Origin of the sequence: Haloferula helveola (genome assembly GCF_037076345.1) — a bacterium.
In the GTDB taxonomy this organism is placed as follows: domain Bacteria; phylum Verrucomicrobiota; class Verrucomicrobiia; order Verrucomicrobiales; family Akkermansiaceae; genus Haloferula; species Haloferula helveola.
Genome location: NZ_AP024702.1, coordinates 4,910,516 through 4,923,031, shown reverse-complemented (window position 1 = coordinate 4,923,031; position 12,516 = coordinate 4,910,516). Strand labels below are relative to the sequence as shown.

Sequence of the window (12,516 nt, the reverse complement as noted above, 5' to 3'; positions counted from 1 at the left end):
CGCTCACTCACCCTTGTAATAGATGTCGAAGCCGTCGCCTTCGGCGCCGGGGTCCTGGGTCATGAATTCGACGTGACCGTCAACATAGAGGAAGTGCCGCCCATCGCCATGGCACGGTCTCTCGGCATCCTTCTTGATATCACCCTCGTAGCGCAGGCCGTTGCCCTTCCACAGTTTCGAGTTCCGGCCCCAGTCCTCGATAACGAGGAAGGTGCGCGCGGGATACTTCAGCGCCTGCTGGCGTTGCGGAGAGAAGGCGCCGTTGCCCAGCCAATCGCCGTCGCCGGTCTTCATTCCGACCACCCGTGGATTGGCGAGATAGCTCTTGTGGAGATTCTTCCGACCATCCTTGTCGGATGGGCAGTTGAAGATCTCCCCGCCGCCGCTTTCGAAATAGGTCTGCTTCTCAGCGTTGCCTCCATTCTCGGGATAACCGGACACCATCTCGACGCAGAGCCGATCGATCCACCCGTCGGGAGGCCCACCGTGCGGATACTGCCCGAAGTTCTCCGACGCGTAGCCATTCATCAGCATGCCGACCTGCCGGAGATTCGATGCGCAGGTTGCCGCACGGGCTTTCTCCAGACCGCGCCTTGCGACTACGAAAACGAGTGACGACAGCGCGGCAACGATCACGATGACGACGAGCAGTTCGATGAGCGTGAAGCCTGAGGACGCCGGGCGGCGTGAAAATCGGTGTTTCATGGGTTTGCTGATGGGTTGACCGGAAACTCCCCCGACACCAGCGCTCGCACAAGGTCATGGTGCAGCGATTTTCGACCGCTTTTGGCTGTGTTTGCGCACCACATGAATCGTGCACTCTCGCCAATCCCGGCAGCATCAGGCTCCGCGCCGATTGAGTCGTGACCGAATCCAGTCAGAGGGCGCTATTTCAGTGTTTAGTCACTGATTTTCACACCGTCGACATCTTGAACAAACCCGTGAGGAGGTGTCCTCTGACCACGATCAAACCCGAATCTTGGTCGAACGAAACCTCAGACAACCCATGAAAATCCAACAGATCTTCCCGTGCATCGCCGTTCTGGCGGCAACCCAGCTCGGGGCAACCAACCTCGGAGCCGCCATCGAAGATTGGCAATTTGACGAAGCCGCCGACACCCAGCTTTCCGGCCTTATCAACTCGGTCGGCTCGGCAGCCTGGGGCGGCGATGTTCCTAACGTCGTGACCGACGGCAACGGCAACCTCGACTTCACCGTCAGCGTGGATGACCCGGAGACCGCGGAGACGGACGAATCCACCAACAGCCTGTTCCGGAACAGCGACCTCACGACTGCCCAATCCACCGGAAAGTTCGAACTGGCCTTCACCTACACCGCTGCCGACCTGAGCACGGGAGACCTGACCGGTGCCAACGTCGGTTTCACGATCCGCAACCTCGCCAACACGGACCTTCTCAACGTCCGGCTCCAGAAGCAAAGCGGTACACTCCGACTTCAACGCCGGGACTCGAACACGGGGACCAACACGGATCTTGAGGACTTCGGAGTGACCAGCCTTGCCGGCCCCTTGTCCGTGCGGGTGATCCTCGATCTTGATACCGACACCTACGACGTCGAGTGGACTCCGGATGGCGAAGGCACCCGCTGCCAAACCAATATCCCGATGGACCTGCCGAGTCTGAATATGGAGCGCCTGCGGATGTATGCCAGCACCAACGCGACCGACTGGGGCGCTACCGATTCGGTGCAGGTGGAATTCCTGACGCTTTCCAATTACGTTGCTTCGGCCGCACCGTCGACGACCGCCATCGAGGACTGGCAGTTCGATATCGACTCCCAGAGTCTCGGCCACGCCCAGAACGACGCGGGAGCCGCCAACTTGGGCGGTAATGCGGACAATGCCGTGACCTCCAGCGGCGACCTTGTATTTACCCAAGGCATCGACACCGGAGACAACATCTTCCGCAATGGCGGGATCACCAATCCCGATCAAGGTACCGGACGCTTCCAGATGGACTGGCATGTCTCGTCGGCTGACCTTTCCACAGGTGACCTCACAGGAGCCAATGTCGGATTCGGAATACGCGATGACGGCAACACCGACCTGTTCACGGTCCGGCTTCACAAGCAGAACGGAACCCTGCGGCTCCAGCATCGTGTCGGAACTACCAATACCAACCTCGTCGACTTCGGCACCACCACCCTCACGGATCTCACGGTCTCGGTCATCGCCGACATGGACACCGATACCTTCAGTGTCTCGTGGCAGCTCGCCGGCGACCTCGGAGGATGCTGGTCCGGCATTCCGATGGCAGCCACCGGGCTTGAGTTCGACATCATCCGGACGGCCGCAAACACCAACACCAACGACTGGGGCGCGACCGACCAGATCGCGATCGACTACCTGACCATCAGCGAGCTCTCCGACACTCCGGCCGAACTCAGCCTCTCCGTTCAGTCCGGCCCCGGAGCGGGCGAGATTACCTTGGTCTGGCCGACAACCACTCCGGGAAGCGCCGTACTTCAGGAGTCCACCGACCTCGGCGGCACCGACCCGTGGTCGGAAGTCGTAGGAAGCCCGGTCATCAACGGGCCCAACTACGAGCTCACGATCACCATCGGCCCCGACAGCAACTTCTACCGTCTCAACACGACTCCGTAACCAAGGAGGGGCTCCCTCCGGGTGCCCAACCATACCTAGTAAAAGACCGGCATCCCCAAGATGCCGGTCTTTCCGTCCGAATCCCTCCTCGCATCCCTTCGCATGCGCAGCCCAAACCCATGACGCTCCGCTTCCCAAAAACCCTCCTGCTGCCGTGTCTGGTCCCCAGCCTGCTGGCGATCGACCCACCGATCGATGGCGCCGCCACTCCCGCAGGTCCCTCGACCATCGCCCTTGCCTGGACGGACACAACCACAGCTGAAACCGGATTCCGCGTCTACCGGAACGGCTCCCCGGTTGCCGATCTGCCCGCCGACACCACGCACTACTACGACCGTGGTCTTACCAGCGAGACCTCCTACTCTTACGAGGTCACCACGTTGGACGGCGGAGCAGAATCGACCCCGCTGAATCTCGGAAGCGCGACCACCACCATCCGGATGAACATCCTGTTCTTCTTCGCGGACGACATGGGCGCGAAGGACATTGTCGGGCTCCGCAACCCGGCCATCGATGGACCTACGATCCACGAAACCCCGGCCCTCGACTCGCTGATCGCTCAGTCGCTGGTCATCGACAACGCCTACTGCTCCGGGCCCCGCTGCGTCGTCGCGCGCAGGTCATTGCTCACCGGCACCTACGATTGGAATCCCGATGTGCTCGAAACAGGTGGCGGCATTCCCGAGACATCCGTGACGTACGGAGAAGCCGCGCAGGGAGCGGGCTACCGGACCTGCTACATCGGCAAGTATCACCTCGGCCAGAGCGACGACAGCCCGGCCCGCGGCCCGGCGGAGCAAGGCTTCGATGTGGCGATCGCCGCCGGCCATGCCGGCGCCCCATCCTCCAATCCGACCAACGGCCTCTCCTACTTCCCCGACCCCGGCACCCTGCTCTACGAGACGCTTTCGGATCCGGTCTATAACCAGGGCTCCGGCAAGGGTCTGAACATTCCGGCTGCCAGCGCCGACGAATACCTGACCGACCGACTGACCGGCGAGGCGATCGACTTCATCGATGACAGCGTCACCAGTCACCCGACCGAACCGTTCTTCGTCACCCTCGCCCACTACGCGGTGCACACGCCTGCGGAGGCGAAGCAAAGCGACATCGACCATTTCACCACCAAAAAAGCGTCCATGGCTGCTGAACTCGCGAGCCACCCGGGCGGCACCGGTTTGATCCGCGACTACTCATCGGCCACCCGCATCGTGCAGGACAACCGCGTCTATGCCGCGATGATGAAGAGCTACGACGACAGCCTCGCAGCGCTTCGTGCCCATCTCGCCGCGACTCCCGACCCCCGGAACCCGGGACTGATGCTGTCCGACACCACGGTGCTGGTCGTTTCCTCCGACCACGGCGGCAAATCGACCCACGGCTTCGGGACTGGAGCCAATCCTTCGAAGGAGCTCGAAAACGACGCGACGGACGCCGTCAACACCGGTGACTTCTCGAACAGCTACTCCAACTATCCGACATCGAACTACCCGCTCCGTCAGGGCAAGACATGGGTCTATGAAGGCGGCCTCAAGATCCCTTTGATCGTCCACTATCCTGGCGTGACCTCTCCCGGAGTCTCGAAGGCATTCGTGCACGGCGCTGACTTCTGGGCGACCTTCGCGGACATCACCGGTGCGGGCCAGCAACCGGCCGAAGCACGGGACTCGGAAAGCTTCATGCTCGCCGCCGGACAATCCGGGCGCTCGGCACGTCCCGACATCCACCACTTCTTCACCAACGCCTCCACCGGAACCGCCAATCCGGCCCTCGGGGCCTACCGCAAGGGCGACTACAAGCTGCTCTACTTCATGAACCAGCGCCGGGTGGAACTCTACCATCTCGCGGCCGACGTCTACGAACGCAACGACCTCTCCGGATCCCGGCCCGACCTCGCGGCCGAGATGCTCGACACATTGTATGCCAAGGTCCTCGACGCCGGCACGAAGATGCCGAAACCGGGCAGCAACTCGTGGCGCAGCGAGCAGGAGGTGCTGGTCGACAACGCGGTGATCGGCGCTCTGCCGACGCCACCCGACGCCGCACCTTCGGGCCTCTCGCTCAACCAGCTTTCCGATCATGCGATCGAGTTGTCCTGGACCGTCAACGCAACCAATGCGACCCACTCGGTAATCTATCGATCCGGCCCCGACGAACGGGCACTCAATGGTGGCAGCGATTCGTATCGTGAAATCGCCTATGTCCCGGTCGGACAGACCAGCCATGTCGATGCGAACTTCACTTCGATCGACGGCGAGAAATACAAATACCGGGTCGAAAGCGAAAACCTCGGAGGATGGAACGGCTGGACGATCGATCCCAGCGGGCTTTTCTCCGACGGCAGCAACAACAACGGGGTCACCAACACCGGGAACGAGATCCTGACCCTCGCCACCGGCGCGTTGAGTCCGGCGCTCGTCGCGGCAGACGACACGATCACTGTGCTGCCGGGAGAGGTCCGCGAGTTCACCCCCCTTCGCAATGACTTCGGCGATGGCTCGCTTGAGATCACTTCGATCACGCCGCCCGCAAGCGGCACCGTCACCACCAACGGTTCCACGATTACTTTCGAGGCTCCCGGTGATTTCATCGGTGGTCTGACGATGAGCTACACAGTCACCGACGGGGCCTCGCAATCCGACACAGCAACGGTGACCTTCATCCTTCCCATCGCACCCGCCGACGAAGTCGTCGAGGAGTGGAACTTTGATGACGTCGCAGGAACACAACTCGAGAGCTGCGTGAGCACCAACGGCACGGCATTCACCGGAACCACATCCGACAAAGTCGCTACCAACGGATCAGGGCAGCTGCTCCTCCAGCAGGACTCGACCAATCACTTCCGCACCAGCACTCCGTTTCCCGGAAGCCCGTTCACCACGGGTAGCTTCGCACTGGAAATCCAAGTCGACTCGATCGACTTCACGAACTCGAACAATGGCACGGTCGTCGGTTTTTCGCTGCGCGACGACCTTGGCACCGACTTCGGAAACATCCGGCTTCGCAAGGCCGGCGGCACCTTGGTACTGGAGAACCGTATCGGATCCAGCAACGAGCGTCTCTACGACTTCGACCAAGGCGGCGGAGCGGTGAATCAGGTCAATGACCTCCTGATCGAGGCCGTGCTGAATCTCGACACCCGGAAATGGAGCGGATCGCTTACGATCGGAGGCGGCAGCACGATCACCCTTCCGCTTCTGGACGCCGATCCGGCCGCAACGGGGGGACTCTCGCTCACCCGGTTCCAAGGTCAGCAGGATGCGGCCAACTGGGGGGCGGGCGACACGATGCTGATCGACCGCGTCACGGTGCGCCGTCTGACCGGCGACCTCAGCCTCTACGAGCAATGGTCGACCGGCCAGCCGTGGAACGGCAGCCTCCTGACCGCACCGGACGATGACGCCGATCGTGACGGGCTCACCAATTTCCTCGAGTTCGCGCTCGGCTGTCCACCGACTTGCGCCGCTCATCCGTCGCCGGTCACGGCTGGCGATTCCGGATCCGGACCGGTCGTCCGCTTCACTCCGGTCCGGGATACCGCGGCCATCCGCTACTTCGTCGAACGAACGCTCGACCTCAGTGATTGGTCTTCTCTGGCACCGGTCGAGATCCTCACACCCGCCGGCGTCTTGGTCGAAGTCCCGCTCCCTGCAGGCGGCGTGGGATTCGGTCGGGTGGGAGCCGAATGACTCCCCCGCAACGGGCGCATTTGCAGCGTTTCGGCACGAGTTTTCGTCCCTGCATCCAATTGAACCGGTGAGCCAATCGTTCACTCTCGGAGCAAATCCAAAGCCTTCCAATACCCATGACCCGACGCAGCATTCCGATTCTCCTCGCCCTCACCACGCTCGGTGAAGGCGCGCTAGTTTTCAACATCGACGGCATCGGCCCCGACGCCAGCCCGACCGCATCGGCGGGCGCGATCGGTGCCGGGGACGACGGCACGGTCAACGTCGCTTACAGCCAGTCACCGGCCACGATCAACGGCGAGACCTCCGTCACCCTGATCCTCACCGTAACCAGTCTGACTCTCGACGGAAACGGCTTTGACGATGATACCGCCGTTCTCAACTTCTCCCTGGTCTCCTCCGGCGGAACGATCAACCACACGACCGACCTCGGGGTCTCAGGAAATGGAGCCGGTCGCATCAGCGACGTGTCCGAGTCGCTCACCTTCGCTTACACCGGCGGCACGATTACCCTCGGCGCCGGTGCCGCCGCCGGCGACATGGGAGTCATCGACTTCATCGGATTCAACCAGATCGGGCTTTCTCAGTTCGACAATGTCGATGGTGATATCGCCACGCTAGCTCTCGGTACGGGCTCTCCGGTAAACGTCACTACCAATGAGTTCTCTTTCTCGGCCGACCCTGGCGACATGACCGTCGGCTACGCCCAGGGCGGCGCCGCCAACGATGGCTTCAAGGTGAATCACTTCCGGAGCCGCTTTTCGTTTGATGTCGTCTCCGTGCCGGAGCCATCGGTTGCTTTTGTTGTCGCGCTCGGAGCCGGAGTCATCCTCCCACGCCGACGTCGGTGACAAGGAGCGGCACCCTCCGGGTGCCGTTACTCAATTCCCGGCACCCGAAGGGTGCCGCTCCTTGCTCGCCTTGACATCGGACCTGAATATGTTCGTATGAACACATGTCGACATGGCCAGCCATCCGCTTTCTCCACGCTGGCGCCGACATTCGCCACACGCTCAACCGACTTCCCCACTGGCAGCAGGAAGGCGCCTGCTACTTCCTCACCTTCCGCCTCGCTGACTCGCTCCCTTCAACTCTGCTGAACCAATGGCGGGACGAACGCACCCGTTGGATGGCATTTCACCCCCAACCTTGGGACGAGAAGACCGAGCTAACCTACCACCGCCGATTCTCGACACGGATCGACCACTGGCTCGACGCGGCGCACGGAGAATGTCGCTTACGTCACCCTGAAGTCAGCCGAATGGTCGCGAAGGCGCTTCGACACTACGACCGCGGCCGCTATCTCCTCCATAGCTCCGTGATCATGCCCAATCACGTGCACCTGCTCGTCTCTCTTGCCCCGGACCGCACCCTCGAGCACATCGTCACCTCGTGGAAAAGCTTCACCGCGGTTCAGGCCAATCGCATTCAAGGCCGCAGCGGGCCCTTCTGGCAGAGAGACTACTTTGACCGGCTCATCCGTCACCATAGGCACTTCGGGAACGTCGTCCGCTACATTCGGAAGAACTCTGTGAGCGACTCACGGTCCCACCTCTACGAAGCAGAGTGGGTCAAGGAGGGACTCCCTCCGGGTGCCCGTTCACCCAAGGCACCTTGAAGGTGCCTCTCCTTGCAGTTCGTTGGCACGAACCACATCCGAGTACCACAGCGCCGAGCTCTTCGGCGTGCGCTTCAGCGTCTGACGATCCACATGCACGAGCCCGAACCGGAACTTGTAACCCGAGGCCCATTCGAAGTTGTCCATCAAAGACCACGCGAAATAGCCCCTGAGATCCACGCCATCCCCGATCGCCTGATGACAGGCCTCGAGATAGCCGCGGTAGAATGACAGGCGGTCCTGATCATCGACCGTTCCGTCGGGCAAAACGACATCATCCATCGCACAGCCGTTCTCCGTGATGTAGATCGCCGGGCTGCCGTAACGGTCCGCAATCCACTTCAGCAGCTTCCGGCAGCCCCAGGGCACCACCGCCCATTTGAACTCGGTAAGCTCCCACTCGGGATCGACGGAGAGATCCACCTCCTGGTCCTCGGAAATCCCGCCATTGCCGTAGACACTCTGCTCCGCACCATCCTTCGACGCCCCCGCGGCGAACATCGTCGTGTAGTGATTCAGCCCGAAAAAGTCCGATGAACCGAGCAACGACCGCCTTTCCTCATCGGTGAACTCCGGCAACCGGTCGCCCACCCGCTCCCGCATCACCTCGGGATAATCTCCGGTCTTGAAAACCGGATCGGCAAACCAACCGAGATAGAACAACAACGCACGCTCGGCCGCCTCATGGTCCTCGGGCCGATCCGTCAACGGCTCGCGCCAATCGCAGTTGTTGGTAATACCGATCTTGCCTCCCTGATGCTCGAATTCGCTACGATAGCATTGCACCGCCTTCGCATGCGAACGGAGAATATGGTGCCCCGCGATGTATGGCTCGACGTTCGACTCCCGGCCCGGAGCGAATACCCCCTGCCCGTAGCCGAGGATCGTCACGACCCAAGGCTCGTTGAAGGTGATCCAGTGCTTCACCCGGTCACCGAACTCCTCGAAGCAAAGCCGTGCGTAAGCCTCGAAGTCATCCGCGATCTCCGGATTGAGCCAACCGTCACGCTCGGTCTGCAGCGCCAGCGGAAGGTCCCAGTGGTAGAGCGTGACCCAAGGCTCAATCCCGTGCTCCAGAAGCGCATCGATCAGGTCCGAGTAAAAACGGATTCCTTCGCGTTTGATGGACCCCTTCTCCAATCTTCCGGTCGGCATCACGCGAGGCCACGAGATCGAAAAGCGATACGCCTTCAGACCGAGTGACGCCATCAGTGCGACGTCCTCACGAAACCGGTGATAGTGATCGCATGCGAGCTGCCCGGTGTCCCCTTCCGCGACCCGTCCGGGCACTTGGCAAAAGGCATCCCAGATCGACGGACCCTTGCCGTCGGCATCGTGCCCGCCTTCGATTTGATAGGCCGAGGTCGCGGTGCCCCAGGTGAATCCTTCCGGAAATCTCATGCGCTGTTCCTCTCTACTCCGGCTTCAGGTCACCGAATGGTCCGGGCATCTCCTTGAGGTGCGCCTGCAACGCCATCTTCAACTCATCCAGTTTCGCTGCATACCGGGAGTCGCCCGCCAGATTCCTCTGCTCCTTCGGATCCTCCGCCAGATTGTAGAGCTGGTCCTGATCATAGAACGCGGGATACTTGCCGATCGACATGTGCTCCGCATCGCCCCCGCCCGGGATGGCCTGCACATGGGAAAAGGGAGTCCGCGGGTTCTCGGTGTAAACCGGCCGACCCCGCCGCTTCTGGTTCTCGTTGAAGCGATCCAACACCTGCTGCCGTTTCTCGACCGACATGCCCGCGACCGGCTCCGGGTATCGGAGTGCGATGTACTTCCAGTCTCCCTGAATCACACCGCGCACGAATCCCAACTCGAAGAACAGTGATTCGTGCACCTGTTCCTTATCACCCTTCAGGACGGGAACGATCGACTCCCCATCGAATCTGGCATCGCCCGGAGAAACGTCCGCCAACTCCAGCAAGGTCGGCGCGAAGTCGAGATTGCTGACCAAAGCATCGGTCCGCTTGCCCACCGGGAACGGCCCGTTGTGGCTGATGAAGCCCTCGGAGTGGACGCCACCCTCGTAGATCGTCCCCTTCGCCTCCTGGCCGTGGTCATTGAAATAGACAATGATGGTGTTCTCCAACTGCCCGGTCTCCTCAAGTTTCGTGACCAGTGCTCCGACCATATCGTCGAGCCACAGCAGGTTCGGCCTGCCCCATTTCGCCGGCACGCCGGCTTCCTCAAGCCTCGGTTCGAGCGTCTCACGCGGCGGAAGGACATCGAGCGGCTCATCCAGCATCCCGAGCGCGGTGATGCGCGGATCCGCCTTGTAGGACCGTTCCGGTTCGCCGGGGCCATGAGGAATGGTGACCGCACAGTAGAGGAAGAACGGTCGCTCATCCTTCTCATCGAGAAAGTCGAGGGCACCCTTGGCGATCCAGTCGAGGTTGTGCGACGCCAGCGCCTTCACGCCGATGAAGTCGGGATTGTCGTAGTAGAGCGAGGCACCGAACTCGAATCCCGCTTCGTGGATCGCGTCGAGCTGCTTGTCGTAGTTCTCCCGGAGGACCTTCAGCATCGCCGGGTCGTCAGCCTTCGCCAACCACTCGGGCTTATCCATCCCGTTCACCTCCACCACGTGGTTCTTCCCGACGATACCAGTTCGGTATCCGGCATCCCGCAGCAGCTTCGGCAGGGTCGGCATGCCTTCGGTGATGAAGGTATTCCACTCGACCGAGGTCTGGCCGCCGAGTTCCCGCTGACGGTCGAGAAACACCCCGGCCATCGACCGGCTGGGATACATTCCGGTCAGCACGGCAAAGCGGCTCGGCGTGCACACCGGAGAAGTCACATACTGGCGATCGAACACCGTCGCATGGTCCGCCAACCGGTCGGTATTCGGCGTGAAGTTCCGGAACTTGCCGTTCGCCTGCCTGCCTTCAGGCATCCAGTTCATGTGTTGCTTGAACTGGTCGTCCGTGATCAGGAACAGGATGTTCGGTCGCTTGGAGCCAGCTACGGCCTCCGGCCCGGAGTCGCTTCCGGCCTTCACCGTTTCGGTGCCGTCCTTCGGTTTTCCACATGCCGACACAAACAGCGCGGCAAGCAGCGGAATCAGCAATGGATGAATCAATCGCATCGGATCAGAGACTCAGGAACTTGTCGGTGGCGGCACGGAAACGCTTCACGACATCCGCGAGTCCCGGCTCGTCGATCAGGCTCTTCTTTTCGAGCGGATCGCTTTCGTAATCGTAGAACTCCTCGAACTTGAGCTTGGACGGATCGCCCTTCTCGACCCAGCGGACGTAGCGGTAGCGGCCGTCACGGAGCGCATAGCCCATCAACTCACGGGCACCTCCGCCACGGGGATACTGGCTGATCGCGTAGTCCTTCACCGTGGCCTCCGGATCCTCAATTACCGGGACAAGGCTTTCCCCCTCGAGGGCGTCCGGCCTCTCAAGCCCCGCGATGTCGCAGAGCGTCGGGAAGATGTCGATGAACTCAACCGGCGATGACGACTTGGCCGCCACACCTCCTTTGGCACGCTTCGAGATGATCATCGGCACCCGGGTCGCCTGCTCGTAGTTGGTATGCTTGCACCACATGCCGTGGTCTCCGAGGTGCCATCCATGGTCACCCCAGAACACCACGATCGTGTTCTCCGCCACACCTTGCTTGTCGAGCGCGTCGAGCAACTTGCCGACCTGCGCATCGATGTAGGAGACACATGCCATATAGCCGTGGATGAGTTCCCGTTGCTTCTTATCGGGAACGACCTTGCCCTTGAGACCCTCGTAGCCGGCATAGCTCCCGTTCTTCAGCTCCCATGAATCCTGGAAGTGCACCTCCGGAGCGCCCTCCGGCATCTTCTGGAATTCCGCCAGGCGGATGTCATCGCCGGAATAGAGGTCGGCGTACTTCTTCGGTGCGACGAACGGCAGATGCGGTTTCTTGAAACCCACCGCGAGAAAGAACGGCTTGTCGGACTTCGAGAGTTCGCCGATCAACTCGACTGCCTTGTCGGCAAAGATGCCGTCGTCGTAGGCGTCGTCCGGCACGTCCTGATCGATCTCGACCGCAGGCGTACCACCGAGGGCCTCCTTCATCTTGTTCCAGTTCCCCCGGTTCTCCCGCTTGGCGACCTTGGCCCGCTCGACGAATTCCGAACCGAGGAAACCCATCTGGGAGTCCGGATTGTCGGCGGTCTTGATGTAAGGCCGACTCCACGAAGCCGGGTCATCCTTGATCTGACCGTCGACACTCCGGGGGTCGAAGATCTTGCCGAGCCCGACCGACTCGTAGCCGTTTGCCTTGAAGTGCTGGGGCAAAGTCACGACATCAGGGAGATTGTCCCGCAGCCGGGTCTTGAGGTCCCACACCTGCGTTGTGTCGGGCCGAAGCCCCGTCAGGAGGCTTGCCCTCGACGGACCACAGACCGCCTGCTGGCAGTGGGCATTGAGGAAGGTCGTGCCCTGGCCGGCGAGCCGGTCGATGTTCGGCGTTTTGATGACGGTGTCGCCGTAGCAACCGAGCATCGGCTTGAGGTCATCGACCGCGATGAAGAGAACATTGGGCTTCTCGGCGGCCGAGACCGTTGCTGCGAGCAGCAGCGCGAATAGTGAGGATTTCATCAT

Annotated in this window: 8 protein-coding genes; 4 read left to right on the top strand and 4 right to left on the bottom strand. The window is 61.5% G+C overall.

The genetic code is table 11. From position 1 onward, the window contains the following. Positions 1-3: 3 nt before the first annotated feature. The gene (locus HAHE_RS18660; protein WP_338686600.1) at positions 4-705 is read right to left on the bottom strand and encodes a type II secretion system protein; all 702 of its coding nucleotides are present in this window, start codon (positions 703-705) and stop codon (positions 4-6) included. A gap of 301 nt (positions 706-1,006) precedes the next feature. Here HAHE_RS18660 and HAHE_RS18655 point away from each other — a divergent pair, with 301 nt between their 5' ends. The 4 genes from HAHE_RS18655 (at position 1,007) to HAHE_RS18640 (ending at position 7,930) form a co-directional block, all read left to right on the top strand. After that, positions 1,007-2,623 (top strand): hypothetical protein, encoded by a 1,617-nt coding sequence (locus HAHE_RS18655; protein ID WP_338686599.1) that lies wholly within the window; start codon positions 1,007-1,009, stop codon positions 2,621-2,623. 119 nt (positions 2,624-2,742) lie between these two features. Further along, positions 2,743-6,312 carry a sulfatase-like hydrolase/transferase gene (locus HAHE_RS18650; RefSeq protein WP_338686598.1) on the top strand — a complete coding sequence of 1,190 codons (3,570 nt, stop codon included), beginning with the start codon at positions 2,743-2,745 and terminating at the stop codon, positions 6,310-6,312. A gap of 116 nt (positions 6,313-6,428) precedes the next feature. Next, positions 6,429-7,163: a hypothetical protein gene (locus HAHE_RS18645; RefSeq protein WP_338686597.1), complete on the top strand. Its 735-nt coding sequence runs from the start codon at positions 6,429-6,431 to the stop codon at positions 7,161-7,163. A gap of 104 nt (positions 7,164-7,267) precedes the next feature. After that, positions 7,268-7,930, top strand: a complete 663-nt coding sequence (locus HAHE_RS18640) for a transposase (RefSeq protein ID WP_338686595.1) — start codon at positions 7,268-7,270, stop codon at positions 7,928-7,930. Here the strand turns inward: HAHE_RS18640 and HAHE_RS18635 are convergent. The 3 genes from HAHE_RS18635 to HAHE_RS18625 are packed head-to-tail and all read right to left on the bottom strand — an operon-like array spanning position 7,913 to position 12,516. Then, on the bottom strand, positions 7,913-9,331 hold the full coding sequence (locus HAHE_RS18635; protein WP_338686593.1) for a GH1 family beta-glucosidase: 1,419 nt from the start codon (positions 9,329-9,331) through the stop codon (positions 7,913-7,915). The genes HAHE_RS18640 and HAHE_RS18635 overlap by 18 nt on opposite strands. Positions 9,332-9,344: 13 nt before the next feature. Then, positions 9,345-11,021 carry a sulfatase family protein gene (locus HAHE_RS18630; protein WP_338686591.1) on the bottom strand — a complete coding sequence of 559 codons (1,677 nt, stop codon included), beginning with the start codon at positions 11,019-11,021 and terminating at the stop codon, positions 9,345-9,347. Positions 11,022-11,025: 4 nt separating this feature from the next. After that, entirely contained in the window at positions 11,026-12,516 is a 1,491-nt protein-coding gene (locus HAHE_RS18625) for a sulfatase (RefSeq protein ID WP_338686589.1), read from the bottom strand.